8 protein-coding genes are annotated in these 16,305 nt (G+C 32.8%); all 8 read right to left on the reverse strand.

Translation table 11 applies throughout. The annotated features are described in order from the left end of the window. Nucleotides 1–448 precede the first annotated feature (448 nt). The 8 genes from Q4548_RS10070 to Q4548_RS10105 all read right to left on the reverse strand — a co-directional run bounded on the left by Q4548_RS10070 (nucleotide 449) and on the right by Q4548_RS10105 (nucleotide 16,302). Nucleotides 449–3,073 (reverse strand): sialate O-acetylesterase, encoded by a 2,625-nt coding sequence (locus tag Q4548_RS10070; protein WP_303454451.1) that lies wholly within the window; start codon nucleotides 3,071–3,073, stop codon nucleotides 449–451. 48 nt (nucleotides 3,074–3,121) lie between these two features. After that, the gene (locus Q4548_RS10075; RefSeq protein WP_303454453.1) at nucleotides 3,122–4,939 is read right to left on the reverse strand and encodes an alpha-L-fucosidase; all 1,818 of its coding nucleotides are present in this window, start codon (nucleotides 4,937–4,939) and stop codon (nucleotides 3,122–3,124) included. A gap of 170 nt (nucleotides 4,940–5,109) precedes the next feature. Further along, a complete protein-coding gene (locus tag Q4548_RS10080) occupies nucleotides 5,110–6,396 on the reverse strand; it encodes a S9 family peptidase (protein ID WP_303454456.1) in 1,287 nt (428 codons plus the stop codon). Nucleotides 6,397–6,428: 32 nt separating this feature from the next. Then, a complete protein-coding gene (locus tag Q4548_RS10085) occupies nucleotides 6,429–8,114 on the reverse strand; it encodes a RagB/SusD family nutrient uptake outer membrane protein (RefSeq protein ID WP_303454458.1) in 1,686 nt (561 codons plus the stop codon). Between the two features lie 9 nt (nucleotides 8,115–8,123). After that, on the reverse strand, nucleotides 8,124–11,294 hold the full coding sequence (locus Q4548_RS10090; RefSeq protein ID WP_303454460.1) for a TonB-dependent receptor: 3,171 nt from the start codon (nucleotides 11,292–11,294) through the stop codon (nucleotides 8,124–8,126). Between the two features lie 352 nt (nucleotides 11,295–11,646). Further along, nucleotides 11,647–13,080 (reverse strand): T9SS type A sorting domain-containing protein, encoded by a 1,434-nt coding sequence (locus Q4548_RS10095; RefSeq protein WP_303454462.1) that lies wholly within the window; start codon nucleotides 13,078–13,080, stop codon nucleotides 11,647–11,649. Nucleotides 13,081–13,151: 71 nt separating this feature from the next. Continuing rightward, nucleotides 13,152–13,781, reverse strand: a complete 630-nt coding sequence (locus Q4548_RS10100; protein ID WP_303454465.1) for a hypothetical protein — start codon at nucleotides 13,779–13,781, stop codon at nucleotides 13,152–13,154. Nucleotides 13,782–13,935: 154 nt separating this feature from the next. Next, entirely contained in the window at nucleotides 13,936–16,302 is a 2,367-nt protein-coding gene (locus Q4548_RS10105) for a glycosyl hydrolase family 95 catalytic domain-containing protein (RefSeq protein ID WP_303454467.1), read from the reverse strand. Nucleotides 16,303–16,305 lie beyond the last annotated feature (3 nt).

The raw sequence follows: 16,305 nt of genomic DNA on the forward strand, positions 1-16,305 counted from the left end.
GATAACTCAATGTCTTTTTTCATCTAGGTAATTTAAAACACAAAGAAAGTTAATTTTCAATTTAGACCCAACTTTTGTTCTTGATCCTAAATAGTTGATTTGACTTTCGTCCCAATGTTTAACCACAAAAGACGACACTATGAAAACATCTAACACATTATCTATTCTTGTCTGGATCAATGCGCATCGTGCAAAAAATAATTTAGCAGAATTATTTTTAAGAATTACAATCAATTCACAACTGATATGAAAAAGAACAAAGTTTCATAACACACAAGAGGAAATACATTTTTTGAAATCCAATAGTTTCCATAGATAAATAAATATTTTAGCTCTCAATAAGTTCGGGGTAATCTTTTAAATTATATATAAGATATTGATCTATTGAAACTACAATCAGGTTTATACATGCTGAAAAGTATTGTAAAAATAATGACAAAACATTAGTCTATTTTTTTATGAAAGACTTTGTTGTTTTCGCTCCGTCAATAGTAGTGATTTCTATAAAATAAGTTCCATTTGAAAGCTGACTAATATCAAAAGTATTCGCATTTGTTGTGAATACTTTTTGACCAGTCGCATTATACAACACAATATTTTTTATTTCTAAATTGATACTTACCATTTCTGAGGAAGGATTAGGATATAGTTTAACTTTTGTTAGATCTACGTTATCAATTTTTAAAGAAGCTGAATCTACTACTTCTTGAATTTTGAAAACGGTATTGACTTGAGTTCCGTCTAAAGCCTCAATTTTTGAATTTACAAGTGCTACATTATTTTCATCAACTCCAGTTACTCCAATATAACTATAATCATTTACAGTGGGTTCATTATTTATGTTGTCATCTGCATAAGCTATAATTGAAGCCAATGAAATAGAAGGGGTAACTACTGAGAAATCACTAAAAACATCTGCAGGTAAATGACTAACTCCTTCTGCAGTATTTCCTGTGGTACTGTCTGTTAATACAGCTTTTCCTTCTGCTGTATTGTCTTTCGCATACGTTACGGTAAGTATACTGGAAGTAGGAGCCTGTGCTAAAGTTAAAGTAACCTTGTCTGTTGCGCTTACAACTGCAGAATTTACGGGTATTTCAGTTCCATTGTCGTAAACAAACCAAATATCTGTAGCCAAATCAGAAGCTGGTAGTAATGATGAACTTGTTATAAACGTAAGTACTATTTCCGTTTCATTCGAAAGCAATTCTGCATTATAAACAATAGGTCCTCTACCTGTTGTTCCTGAATAATAATGTTCTTCTAGTGCTTTCCACCATCTAAATCCTAATGTTTGTATTTCATCATCACTTTTGAAATGTAGATTGTCTCCTATACCATCATTGCTAATTTTGATATCATACATTTGTGGACCATGTAAAATATTTTCGTTATCATTCCATGCATCAATGATTCCTAATCGAATTTGTGTAGAATTTACTTCAGCAGGAATCCATGGACCAATAACTCCAGGGATTAAATCAGGTGATCCAGGAAGATCCGTATGAATATCTATTAGTAGTTGGTCTAAGCCTGCATTGTAGTCGGCTCTAGAAATACCATTACTTGAATCTTTTTCTCCTTGAAACCAAAGCACAGCTTTTATATTATTGGGGTTGGCTTCTGTGACCTGATTTGTCATAATATTATAAACACTTTCTCCTCTTTGCCAATTTCCTGTTACTGTTTCAGTACTTACCAATGAAGTCCCTCCAGATGCTGTTGTAATAAAACATACAGGAATTCCTGTGTTCTCTGCAATATATCCTCCTAAAATGGGCCAAGCCGAACCTAAATCTCCATGAGGATCTGTACTGTCGTTTCCTATATTCCAAACATCACCTTGTGTATAAACAGTTGGAAAAACTGTTGCAGTAGGTGCTACCGAGGTATAATATTGTTTTGCAAGCGCATAACCTTCAGCGTTTGATTGACCTGCAACAACATAAATATCACCTATTCCAATATCGTCTACACCATCTTCAATAGCTGTATTATTTGAAAACCTAACTGAAATACGACCTTGTCCTATTCCTTGATTAGACAAAGTACCCGACCAAGTTCCATCGTTTGGATCTGCATCAATAACAGTGTAATCAGATCCATTAAAAGAAGCTTCTACGGTGGTTATATCACCCGTATAAGATCCCGATAGTGTAAAATCATATTGATCAGAATGGTCTCTTTGAAAAATTTTGTATTGTGGATATGCAGTTTTTGTTAAACTGATAGTACTCTCTTCAATACAAGAATTGGCAACACTAGAAACTGCAATTCCCCATTTAGAACTTAAATACGCTTCCATGCAGTCAATTTCCGTATCTGATAGTCCACGGTTAAATACCAGTACTTCAGCAATGTTTCCATCTAAAGAAGCCCCTCCATTATGCCCTCCTATTGTAATCGCTTTTGCTTGATGCGTTTGAACAGTGTTATCAGTATCTGCTTGTTGCGTTCCATCAATATTGATAATACTTAATTGACTGTCATTAGCGATGTTATCATAACGAATTACGGCAATATGATAAGATGTAGTAAAGTCATTTGCAGCATCGGAAGTCATATAACCTGGATTGTTTGAACCACCTCCAATGTGCCATGCATTAACTTTGTTGGTTGTAGCTCCCCAAAAAACAGTTCCTAAATTTTCAGAAGAAATAATATGGTTTGAACCTGTTGCAGTATTGTATGTAAATACAGCTAATTTGGTATAAGAACCGTTTGCTGTAATTTGACCCTGATTGGAGGTTGCTAAATATTTGTAACCAGAAAAATCAACTGTTGGTTTGTTGTTTAATTGATTTTCTAATAGTGTTGGTAGAGCTGTACCTGTAACATCATTATTTTCGCCTGATTTGTCTTTCCAAATAGTTACCTTAGATTCTGATAGCCCATCTTCAGAAAGGCCTTCAGTTATGTTGTCACCATCCACATCTTCTGCATCTAGCCACAATACAAGATCTTTGAAATCTGTTGGTAAAGCTGTGTTTTGAGATGAGATAGAAATACTAGTAAAACTTATTAGAATACAGCTAATGTTTCTGATAATGAGTTTTTTATATTTTGAATTCATGTGATGTAATTTATAGAAAGACATTCTTAAAGGTTTTAGTTTTAAGATTTAATTATTGATAGGTTTTAGAACTAAGGATTTTAAGCTAGATGTTTTTCCATTTCCTTCGATTAAGGATGTAGATATAACATGTTTTCCTGCGGTTTTAAATTCTAGAATTCCCATATTGTAGAATATGTATTTTTCAGTTGCTGCTTGTTGATTCTGAACAGAAATACCTTCGTCCGTTTCTGTTTTCCAAACAAGTCTATCTTCGCCTCTGTAGCAGAGTTCTAAATAATAATACCCTGGTTTTTGAACATTTACTTCCCAAGAGATAGAGCCATTCTCTTCCCAATTATTTACTTGTTTTACATGTTTCCATTCCCCAAACTTTTCCATCCATTGTACAGAGCCTTGTTCAGCGTTTTTAACTTGCCCAGATTCACTTAATAAAACATTGTCTGTGTTAGGGAAAATACCAAGTGGAGATTCTATTTTTACTTTGCTAGATTCTTTTTTTAGTTTTACCTCAATAACGGATACGAGTTTGTCTGGGGCTGTGGTTGGTATATCTAGAATAAGCCAACCATTTGTTTTTTGATAATCAATGCGCTTACTTTTACGATCACCCAATATAGATATCGATTTAATCTTGTCTTCTAATCCAGGTAAATATAATTTACCATCTGTTGGCCAATCAAAAACAGATAAATATAATGAGTTTCCTTTGGTAGTAACATCTCCCCAAGGCAATTTATGTCCCCATGGTGAAGCTCCAGCTCCATAAATTACTTGAGGGTATTTGTTAATCCACGCTCCAGTTTGTTCTAAAAAAGTGACACCAATTTCTGGAATAACTCCTTCTCCGTTTGGTCCCACATTAAATAAATAAGAACCACCTCGTCCAATAGTTTGTATAAGTCGATCCAATATTTTTTTAGGACTCTTAAAATTATTGTCATACCAAGCATAAGACCATGAATCATTATTTGTATCACATGTTTCCCAAAGGCCTTCTATGTTTTGTGTAGGAACATCCATATCTCCTTTACTGGCATAATCTCCCATACCATATCCTACACGACTACACATCATTGCTTTTGGTTGAAGTGTTCTAACAGTTTCTGCTAACTCCACTACATATTCCTTAGGCATATCTCCAGGTGTATCAAACCAAACAAAATCAATTTGTCCATAATTTGTACATATTTCTTCTACCTGAGGTTTGCATTTGCTATAGAAATAATCTTTAAAATTTACTTTGTTTCCCTTTTCGTCAGTTGTGGGACCATATCCACCACCAGGTGTTGTCCAGTCTTGATTGTGTGAATAATAAAACCCAAAGCCTAAACCAAGTTCATGACAAGCATCTGCAAGTTCATGCATAAGATCTCTACCAAAAGGAGTTGCATCAACAATATCAAAATCACTTACTTTGGTGTCAAACATAGCAAATCCTTCATGATGCTTACTTGTGATCACAATGTATTTCATACCGGCATCCTTGGCCAGTTTTGCTATTTTTTTTGCATCAAAATTTATAGGATTAAAATCATTTGCAATTTTTTTGTATTCAGGAATTGGTATTCCTGCCATTCTCGGATTCATAATCCATTCGCCAATACCGTAGTATGTTTTATCTTTCCAAACGCCTCCTAAATTTGAAAATAATCCCCAATGGATAAACATCCCAAAATTACTTTCGTCAAAAAACTTCCCTTTTCCGTCTTTTAATGCATCTGTTGAGACATTTGTTTCTCCCCAAAGTTTGTCCATTTCTTTTCCTTTGGGAGTATTTTTTTTGTCTTGTGAACTAAGTGTTATAGTTAGTAAAATAAATACTCCTAAAAGCCAATTTTTTTTTGTAATATTTTTTATATTCATCAGTAAATGTATTTAATCCTTATATAATTGTTGTATCGAAAAGGGGAGGAGACCTCTTACTAAAATGTCCGAAGAGATGAAAAACTCCTTATTTATTTCAATCAATAGCTTCTTCAAAACAAGAATTACCGCTATTTTTTGTACGCATGCATATATTTTATGTGAAAACATTAGTTTTCTGACACAAATCGCATTTTAGAACTACTTATCAACCCTTCTGTACTAATGGTATTCACAAAATATACTTTAGTGTTGTTAGGTAAGGTTGCTTTTATTGTGTTTTCGGTCGCATTGAATGAAACAGGTATTTCCGTCCACTTGTAATTGGTATCTCCCCAATCAGCAACATCAGTTGTGTAATATAAATAGACCTCTTTTACTTCACCTGTATACCGATATAAAACACTTTTCTTTTTACTTATACTCACATATGAAATTTCTACAGGCTTTAAACCATCTTTAAGTACATAGTCTGCAAAGTTGTAGATTTCTTTTGGATCCCATCCTTGACTATGTCCATGTTTCATTTCCAACTCAATACGCAAATACTTTTCATTAGTAGATGCAGCAAATGTTTTGGTAAAACTATTCATTGTAAAATGCATGTCGTTGGTTCCATTGACAAACAAAGTAGGTTGTTTGTGCAACGGGACATACAATGAAGGTTCCCAGTTTTCCATATAAAAAATTTGTTGCGAGGGTTTTAGGTGGTCTATTATTTTTTTATACAAAGGCGTCTCATGTAAATAACCACATCCATATACTGGAATAGCAAAGGCGTAGCGATTGTCAATTCCCGTTACAACGTTTGTTAAAATACCTCCCCAAGAAATTCCTGTAATTCCAATTTTTTCAGCATCTACTTCAGGAAAACTTGTCAAAAGACTGGTTGCTTTCATAATATCTGCAACCGCATGATAAAACCATTGGTCCTGTAAATTATGATCATTGACGTCATTGAAAAAACCAATTCTAGAGGGACCTGAAAACTCAAAACTTGGATGTTTATTTTGTCCATTTTTATCCAAAATCATATCACCAGGAACTTGACCTTCTAAAGCGATAGATATTGCAATATAACCACGGTTATTCCACTTTTGAACCCATTGGTGGAAAGCTGTTCCTCCTCCTCCATGAACCAAAACTACTGCAGGTGCTTTTTCACCTTGTTTTAGTGTTTTAGGAACACCGTACCAGCAAAACACTTTGGTTTCTTTTTCTTTATAGGGCAAACCTTCAAAAAACATTCCTCGAATACTAGAGGAATGTTTGTATTGATCATACTTTTTTGTAAATCTGTGGCTTGGAGCTGACAAAACGCCGTCATTAATTAACATTTTTTGTATCCATTCAGGCCCCACATGCTTTCCTTTTTCAGTGTCATTTTGACCATAGGAATAGACTTCTGAAAACAGAAAAATGAGAATAAGAATAATACTTAAGTTATAATACTTCATATAAATATATTATTTAGGTATTCTAAATACTTTTAGTAACCTTCGTTCTGTACCCAACCATTTTTTATGTTTCTTTCCATTTCTAGTTGTGGAATAGGGTATAACCACTCGTGGTCTGGAAATGGTATTGTTCCGTATCCTGGTTGTACGTTTGTATAATCTCTAGCGGAACCCATTTCTGTTGTAAATTCAGTTTTGATATCTGTTGTTTCGCTCACCAAACGATTTGTTCTAATTAAATCAAATTTACGTTTGCATTCTGCAGCGAATTCATGCCTTCTTTCTAACCAAACGGCTTTTCTAAAGTCTTCTTTACTCAAACCTGTTAAATCATATGAATTATCTGTAACATCAAATGCTCTTCTTCTAATTTCATTAATCGCATTGTAAGCTAAAAGGCTTGGGTTGTTTTCTGCTTCATTTGCTGCTTCTGCATAAATAAGTAAAGCATCAGCATAACGATAAATGATAGTATTATTAGTCGTATTTTGATTACTTGTATTTGGTAAGCCCAAATAGTAATTGATATCTACATATTTTCTAAAGGTAGGCTGACAGAGATAATTTTCACCATCTGAAGTAGTGTATCTGGTCATTAAGTTAAAATCTCTTCTTTGATCTCCTTCTTCATAAGAATCCCATAAATCTGGAGTAGGGATGTACCAACCTGTTCCAGGTGGGTTTCCAGGAAATTTCATATCATTAATTGTCTTTGTAATTCCTTCATCAGATAATGGTGTATTAACACCATTACCTCCCCAAAACTGTAAACCACCATTATTTGGGTTAGAACCTACGCTTAGCCAATTACCAAAATTAGCTTCGTTAATTGATCCAATTTCAAACATGGCTTCAGCAGAATAGGGGCTAGATTCGTACCATGGAACTCCACAGGCAAATGTGGTATGTTCTCCATCTTTAATTTCATCTGTTATTAAATAGTGTGGAGAATTGTCTATAATTTCTTTGGCTTTATCTCTTGCTAATTCCCAATTACTTGCATCTCCTTGAACAAATTCTCCAGCTGAAGTTCTTCTCCATCCAGCTCTTGTTAAATAGACATCAGCTAAGATTATTTTTGCGGTCCACTTTGTAACACGTCCATAATGTAAGTCATCTACACAATTGTTTTCTGCAAATACCAAATCAGGAATGATAACTTGGTCGTATATTTCATCTACAGGGGATCTAGGTAAATCAAAGTCTAATTCTGTTTCGATAGAATTTGTGATTATGGGTAGATCTCCCCAAGTTTTTACTAAATGTAAATAAGATAAAGCTCTTAAAGCTCTAGCTTCACCAATAATTGCATTTTTTGAATTTTCATCATCAAAGTCAATTTCAGTTATATATTTGAGTACATCATTTGCTCTAGCAACTCCTTTCCACCAACCTTGATATTGATTCCATGATGCAAAAAATTTATGATCTGGTACTATTGTGTGTTGTACCCAATCTGTGGTATTTGTTTGTCCAGTTCTACCTACTACATCGTCTGTACCAACATCAAGAATTGGCCAGTTTCTACCATATATAGAATTAGAGCTACCATCATTAAATACTTTGTAAATAGCATCTGTTGAATTTCGAATATTGGTTTCGTTATTGTAATAATTTTCAGCTGAGATTGTTGTCTTAGGGTTTTCTTCTAATAAATCCTCACATGAATAAATTAGCAAAAGAAAAGGTAAGATTACTAGTATGTATATAGTTTTCATAATTTTTTTTTAAATTTTAATATTTACACCAATTCTATAAGTTGTTGAAGCAGGGTAACCTGCGTTATCATGACCTAATAATAAACTGTTAGATCCACTAAGAGATACATCAGGATTGAAACCAGAATATTTTGTAGACATTATTAAATTTGTTCCCATTATATAAAACCTAAGAGAGCTGATATTTAAATAATCTAACCCTCTCTTAGGTAAATTATATCCAAAATTCACACTCTTTAGTCTGATAAACGATGCATCTTCAACATATCTGTCACTATAAGTAGTTTCATTATTTTGTGTATCTAATCTAGGATGTGTAGTACTTTGGTTTTCGGGAGTCCATGCTGAATTGGCAACCTCTGCTAATTGTTGATTTCCATTGAAACTGAAAAGTCTTGTGTTTGCTAAATTTGTAACCTCTTGTCCTAATTGAGAATCTATAAACACACTTAAATCAAAAGCTCCTATTTTAAATGTATTGTTGATCCCAAATGTGATATCAGGTTGTGCATTCCCTAAAATTTGTTTGTCATTTTCATCAATTACATTGTCTTCATTGTCATAATTTTCATACAATTGTTCACCTGGTCTTTCTGAACCTGTCATAGTAATTCCACCACTATAGTCTTCTTTATAAGTATAGGTAGCTATTCTATTTTGATTGTATAAACTTACTCTCTCATCATGAGACAATCCATCAAACTCTACAAAATCATCAAACTGTGCAATACCTGCTCTTTTTAACCCATAAAAAGTACCTAGAGCTTCTCCAACAATTAATCTTTGTGTACCTCCTGTTATGTTCGCATTTAGATATCCACTAGAAACATAATCACTTGTCATTTCAGTAATTTTTGTTTTACCAACAGACATGGTTCCATTTAAAGTCCAACTAAATTCATTTTTGGTAATTACGTGGTAATTTATTCCCAAATCAAATCCATTGGTTTCTAAGGAACCAAAATTGATGACATTGCTTGTAAAACCAGATTGACTTGCCACAGGGTTTTTGGGAACTAAAAAATCAGTTGTTTTTTTTCTGAAATAATCTGCGGTAATATTTATTTTATTTTTAAATAAGCCAACATCCAAACCACTATTAAATTGTGCAGTGTTTTCCCATCTTAAATCGGCATTTGGCAATTGACTTCTGAAAAACACAGTTGCTAAACTCTCTCCACTTCCTGTTCCAAAAGTATGCTGACTAGATGCCATTCTGTCTAATGAAGAGTAGGCTGCTAAACCTTGATTTCCAGTAATACCATATGATATTCTTAATTTTAGATTTGAGATGGCATTTATGTCTTGTATAAATTGTTCTTGATGGATTTTGTATGCAAATGCACCAGAAGGAAAGAAGCCCCATTTATTATTTGCTGCAAATTTTGAAGAACCATCAAACCTACCTGTGAAAGTAAATAAAAACTTGTTGTCAAATGTTAGGTTCAATCTTCCAAAAAATGAAAGCATTACGGTTTCTATATATGTTGCTGTGTCTTTCTCAGAAAACTCTGCTGAACCCGGATCAAAGTAAGTTAAAAAGTCATTTTCAAATCCATAATTAGAGGAACCGAAACTTTTTTGTTCTCTTGTTTCATAAGACTGTCCCAAAACTCCATTGATTTGAAATTTTCTATTTAATCTTAAGTTGTAATTCAATGCGTTTGTAATACTAAAACTTGTATATGTTGAGTTTTTTATTTTTGCCCAACCATTTTTAAATGTTGAATAGTATTTTTGTAAACTGTTCTGATAAAATCCTTGTTCTGAAAAACGTTTTTGTTGAGAAACTCTTGTATCCCAATTAAGATTTTTATTTATTTTATAATTTAAAGAAACACTTCCTAAAAATTGAGTAATCTCAGTATTCCAACTATTAGCATCAATAAATGTAAGAGGAGAAGGAGTATTGATTCCTGAGTTTTCATTATCTGAAATATCGTCTAGTGTTGTAGAGGGTGCGAATGTTAACGCTCTCATAATGACACTATTTGTACCGTTGTTTTCATTAAAATTTGTATTGGTACTTTGTTTCTCTGTACTAACAGAAGAATAGTTTATACTTGTAGAAACTTTGAATTTTTCAGAAATATTTGCACTTAAATTTATACGTGAAGTAAAACGATTGAAATTAGTTTTTTGAACAAGACCGTTAGCATTTAGTCCATTTGTACTGATTAAGTATTTCATGTTTTTGTCTCCTCCACTAAAAGAAACATTTACATTTTTAGAATGTGCAGGACTAATCAATTCTTTTTGCCAATTTTGCGTTTCATATAAACCAGACATGGCAGAATCTCTTTTAGTACTTGTTTCTGTGTAAACACCTGTACCATTTCTTTGAGCTTCCATTCGTGTCAATACAAATTGGTTGGCATCCATAACATCTATGTATTTTTGAATAACAGAGACTCCGTATTCAGTAGTAACTTGAACGGTACCTTTTCCTATTTCTCCTGATTTGGTAGTTATTAGTATAACTCCATTAGAACCTCTTGATCCATAAATAGCTGTTGCAGATGCATCTTTTAATACTTCTAGTGAGAGTATGTCTGCTGGGTTTATAAGGGAAAGTGGACTAATTTGTGAACTTTGCTCATCCCCATCGTTTATACTAGGTGAAGATGCGTTATCCATGGGTACACCATCAATAATATATAATGGATCACTATTTTGCATGGAACTTAATCCTCTAATTTTTATAGTTGCTCCAGCTCCCAACATTCCTGAAGACTGATTCACCACAACCCCTGAAACTCTACCTGCTAATGCTTGATCAACGGAAATAGCTCCTGATTCTGATATTTCTTTTGCTTTCACAGAAGCAACAGCTCCCGTTAAATCACTTTTTTTAACAGACCCATATCCGATCAAAACTACTTCGTCTAAATTTTGTATATCTTCTATTAGTTGTATGATAAAATTATTTTTTTTATCAACAACAATTAGTTGTTGTTTGTATCCTGTATAGCTAGCGAGCAATACTTGTCCAACAGTTGCATTTAATGTGAAATTACCATCAAAATCGGCAATGGTTGCAGTAGCTACATCTTTTATTTGAATTGTGGCTCCGGGTAAAGGATTTCCGTCTTTATCAGTTATTGTTCCTGTGATCTCCTTATTTTGAGCAATCATAGAAGTTGATAATAACATAAGGAGTATTACGAATATTTTATTCATATTTAGTTTGTTTAGATAGTTAGATGCTACAAATAAATTGATAAGTTGTCTGTTTTAAGGACTCTTTTCATTCATAAGATTGTTTTTTAAATACCTGATTGTTAGTTGTTTACAGGTGTTTCTGTCTTTTTTGAAAATAATAAAGTCAGTATTTTATAGGAAAAATAGAGAGGGACTTATATTTGTCAATTTATACTCATATTGAGGTTATAAACGAGCTAGTAAGTTTTCAATATTAGTATAATAATGAATGCTTGTGTTAAGTTTTTTGATAAGTAGTATGTTATGAATAATCTTTAAAAACAAAAACCACCAATAATATTATTATTGGCGGTTTTTGTTTTTAAGTATCTTATTTTTTGATAAATCGTAGGTATTTAGAACTACCATTTTCAAAATTAGTTTTTAGAATATAAACTCCTTCTGGAAATACTGAAACATCAAATTGTTTTCTCAATCCTTTAAAAGACATTAATTTTTTTCCTAAGAAATTGTAGATCTCAGCAGAAACAGTTTCTTTATTTAAATAAAGAGTATTTGAAACAGGATTTGGGAATAATTTTAAATCATGATTTTCAATATTATTGTCATCTACTGATAAAGATATTCCAATGTTCATATTGGCAACGATATCGTCTAAGTAATAATCAAAATCGGCTACTGGTTTAGTTCCAGAAAAAGTCATTACTAAAGTGTTGTATTCATCCTCATCAGCTAATACTGTACCTGACGAATTGTAAAAATTAAATGTATATTCTACCCAGTCAGCGCTATCTGTTAATGTAGCTGTTGAAGTAATTTGATTTGTTTGAGAATTGTTTTTTCTTAAAATAGCACTTATTAGTGTTCCAGGAACGTTGTCAAAATCACCCACATACATTTTTAGCTTTATAATAAGTGGATCTGAACTTCCATTTTTTACATTAGCGCCAAGTACTGATCCACCAAATGTTGTAAAACGAAGTGTAGTACCATTTTTAGCATCTGCGGCATTAGCACCTCCGCTACCATATCTTGTTAACTTTGAAGCTGTATTTTCAGTATAGATACCTGTTTTAGCAGGGTTGTTTTGCCCAGAAACAAAGCCAACTCCAAATTCTCCACCACTCGCAAGATCAATAACAGAAGTAGATGCTCCTGAATTGTACCAAGTATAATAAGTGACTTCCGGAGTTGAAATATTAACATTAGCTTTAATATCATCTAAGAAGTATTCAAAATCCTGTTCAGGTTTAGCACCTTCAAAAGTCAATACTAAAGTATTGTATTCGTCTTCAAGTGTTCCTACATGTGTTGAGGTAGAGTAATCAAATGTATATTCAACCCAATCAGCACTATCTGTTAATGTAGCTTGAACAGTTACTTGGTTGCTAGCATTATTGTTTTTTCTTAAATGCATTTTTACGTTTGTGTTAGGAACATTTGCAAAATCGGAGACATACACTTTTATTTTTACAATTAGAGGATCTACACTTCCATTCTCTACTTTTGATGCATCGATCACTTCTTCAAAAGTTGTAAAACGTAATGTGTTTCCATTTTTAGCAAGTGCTGAGTTTGCACCTCCACTACCATATCTTGTTAATTTTGATGCTGTTGTTTCTGTATAGATACCTGTGTTAACAGGGTTTGTTTGTCCTGAAACAAATCCAACTCCAAATTCTCCACCACTCGCAATATCAATGATAGAAGTAGCTGCACCTGAATTGTACCAGTCATAAGATTGAGAAAAAGATGATAATGTTCCCATTATCAAAGCTGTAAGTATTAGTAACTTTGTTTTCATAATAAATATTTGTTTAGTTATCGTTTTAACTTCTGTAGTTTTTAAGAATACAATTCTAGATTGCTACAAGTTTATTTTTTGTTAGACTTAGTGATGTCAAAGTTGGCTGTAATGTCATCAAGATAGTATTCAAAATCTTCAGTAGGTTTGTTTCTTGAAGTAAGAACAATTACTAACGAATTGTAAGAATCAGCATAACCATCAGGACTTGTTTGTGCATTTGTAAAATCAAATTCTATTTCTTGCCAATCGTTAGCCGTAGTTGAAGGAATTACTTTCGTTACTTGAAGTTGTGTGTTTGTTTTGTTTTTAGTTCTTAATATTAAAGAAATACTATTGCTAGGGATGTTTTCAAAATTAGGCACATATAATTTTAATTTTACAGTTAGATCTGCATTTTCTCCTACTATTTTTGATTTAGGAACTGCAACTTTAAAAGTTTTAAATCTAACGGTACTTCCGTTTCTAGACATATCTGCATTTTTTCCTTCACTACCATATCTAACATATTTTGAAGCTGTTTTTTCTGTATAGATTCCTGTTGTTTTTGGATTTACATGTTCTGGAGTGTAAGATGCTCCGTGAAAATTAAAAGGTTCAAGATGTATTTCTCCAGATCCAGTATTATACCAAGTGTTTTGTGAAAATGATGACATTACTGAAAAAATCATTGCTGTTAAGAATAAGATTGTTTTTTTCATTATTAATAGTTTTTAGTGTTTATTTTTTATGAATTGTATTGTTTATTTGGTGAAATTATATTAAAAATATAATTGTTAGGTGCTCGTATTTATCATATAGTTGATTTATTAGATGTTGTTTACTTTGATTATCAATGTGATAGGTTTTTGTTTTTTATTTTACGGATTCGTTTAAGAATTTGACGTATTTCTTATTAAGTCCAAAAATATTAGCTTCGTCATCTGCCGATTTTACAATAGAGAGTTCCTTTGTTTTTTTAGTTTTTACTTGTAATGACTGCCCTTTCTTTAAATTTAATTTATAGAATCCATTAGCTTGCAATTTTAATTTGATGCGATCTTCTTTACCATTGCTGTCAATAATTGTAAATTTTGGAGACTTTATATCAATTGAAAATTCTATATTTTTGTCCTTTTCAGGGGTTTTTATAGTTAGCAAAGTAGGTTTGCTGTTAGAAAGATTTGCAGTAACCAAAAGTCCACCTTGCGTTCTAAATTCTTTAAAATAAATATCTTTCCATTTAGAGGGAACCGCAGGAAAAACACGAATTTTTCCATCCCAACTTTGTAACAACATATCATGTATACTTGTTGCTGCAGAAAACGGACTTTCAATTACGGGATTGTTACCTTCAGAATACATAGTGGTTGATGAAACATTTGTAAAAGGTAATTTTTGTAGATATGAAAGTGCTGTATTTCCGTCTTTTAAAGAGGCATACATAGAGGCAGCTCCAGAACAAGTGTATCCAGTTACAGACATTGCCTTGTCTTTCTTTTTACTTGAATCAAAACTTGTTTTTAGCCAATGATCTAAGGATGTCTTTAATAATTCATAATCTGAATCTGGTGTTAACAGGTATAGTGGATAAAAAGCTAATAAATGAGAATAATGTCTATGCGCTTTGTCAAAAGGAATATCAGCTCCAATTTTTAACCCATTTTCATCTTTTTGGTAATCCACTAAGTTGTCTAACATATTTTGCCAGTCAGCTTCTTTAGGATCATTTAAATGATGCTCTTTTGAGATGTCTAATAATGTTTGACAAGACCATTTGATTAATGATAAGGTATAATTTACATCTTTGCCTGTTCCGCCAGGATATTCTGGAGACCAACTACTTTTGATATGGATTTTACCATCAGTTTCATTAGGTATTGGGTTGTCTTTGATATACTGAAAATATACATTAGTCGCTTTTTTAAGCAATGGAAATAAGCCGTCTTTCATTCTAGTTCTATCATCTGCATACTCGCACCATAACCAATAGTCATGCAGCATCCAAACAATGTGATCACTTACTCCTTTGCCTACTTTGGCTTTCATATCAGCAGGAAAAACGGTTCCTGCATTTAAACAATCATCACACCAACCTTCAGGAAGATTGTTGATTAGATTTTGTTCATACAAATCCATTTGATTAGGTAAAGATTCTCCTACGTTCAATCTGTTTGCTACCAAAGGAGTCCAATAGGTAAGTTGCACATTTAAATCGGTCCATATTAGAGGCCAGAAACCTGGTTGATACCATGGTCCCATAACATCTAATAGCATTCCATTTGATCTTGTAGAAGAAGCAAATTTGTACATTTGAATCCAATAAAACTGTTCCCAAAACGCATCAGAAATTGATAAGAAGCTTTGAGGATAATAGTTACTCCACCATTTTTTATGATTTGCTTCGTAAGTACCATCGCTTATTTCTGAAGTTGCTTTATCTAGTATTTCTTTAGATTTAATGAAAGAAGCACCTACATTTTTAGAGAAGTTTACTGTTCCCAAAACAGTCAGGCTATTTTTTTCATGAATTTCCTTCCATGCATTTACTAATTGTCCAGAATCAGCATGTAATGTTTGCAAACTAAAAGTAATGTCATTTTCTTTTGTGATATGTGGATTTGGAGCTTTAGGGTAGGGGGCTTTTACAAAGTTTTTAGTGTAAGCAGGAGCATCATCTCCTTTTCTAGAAATTGTTTCTTCACTAACTTTTCTCGGATGTGAATATGCTTCGTCCGAAAACCACTCTAAGCTAACGTTTTCACCATTTTCATTAAAAGTTTTAAAATAATAGGAATCGTAATTGCTTTGCACATAAGATTGTATTTGATACGTTCCTTTTTTTGTGATGACGGTTCCCGACAATTCTGCACGATACAAATCTAATTTCCAGTCTACTCCAACAATATCTCCTTTAGATTTTATTTTAAAATGTCCAATAGGCAAACGACCTCTATAAATCCAAGTATTTTCGTTGCCTTCGTGAGGGGGTCTGTTGTCATAATAATCACCTCTTCCAACATGAAGCTCTAAAATATTTTTAGCAGTACCATTAGGTTGAAACAACATCAACCCAACCATACCATTTCCTAAGTAAGGAGCTTCTTGCCATTTCTTTGGTGTTTTGTCCCAAACCATGTCTTGTTTGGCCATAAAACTAGACCAATTAATAGTTTGTTTTTCTTGAGCATTTATACTGTATACGAACAGTAATATTGCTATTGCAAAATTTATTTTTTTCATATT

This window comes from Wenyingzhuangia sp. 2_MG-2023 (assembly GCF_030548295.1).
Lineage (GTDB): Bacteria > Bacteroidota > Bacteroidia > Flavobacteriales > Flavobacteriaceae > Wenyingzhuangia.

Excerpts from the sequence above, each read along its gene's own strand:
- Q4548_RS10070 (WP_303454451.1), bottom strand. The coding sequence starts at position 3,073 with ATGAATTCAAAATATAAAAAACTCATTATCAGAAACATTAGCTGTATT.
- Q4548_RS10085 (WP_303454458.1), bottom strand. The coding sequence starts at position 8,114 with ATGAAAACTATATACATACTAGTAATCTTACCTTTTCTTTTGCTAATT.
- Q4548_RS10095 (WP_303454462.1), bottom strand. The coding sequence starts at position 13,080 with ATGAAAACAAAGTTACTAATACTTACAGCTTTGATAATGGGAACATTA.
- Q4548_RS10100 (WP_303454465.1), bottom strand. The coding sequence starts at position 13,781 with ATGAAAAAAACAATCTTATTCTTAACAGCAATGATTTTTTCAGTAATG.
- Q4548_RS10075 (WP_303454453.1), bottom strand. The coding sequence starts at position 4,939 with ATGAATATAAAAAATATTACAAAAAAAAATTGGCTTTTAGGAGTATTT.
- Q4548_RS10090 (WP_303454460.1), bottom strand. The coding sequence starts at position 11,294 with ATGAATAAAATATTCGTAATACTCCTTATGTTATTATCAACTTCTATG.
- Q4548_RS10105 (WP_303454467.1), bottom strand. The coding sequence starts at position 16,302 with ATGAAAAAAATAAATTTTGCAATAGCAATATTACTGTTCGTATACAGT.
- Q4548_RS10080 (WP_303454456.1), bottom strand. The coding sequence starts at position 6,396 with ATGAAGTATTATAACTTAAGTATTATTCTTATTCTCATTTTTCTGTTT.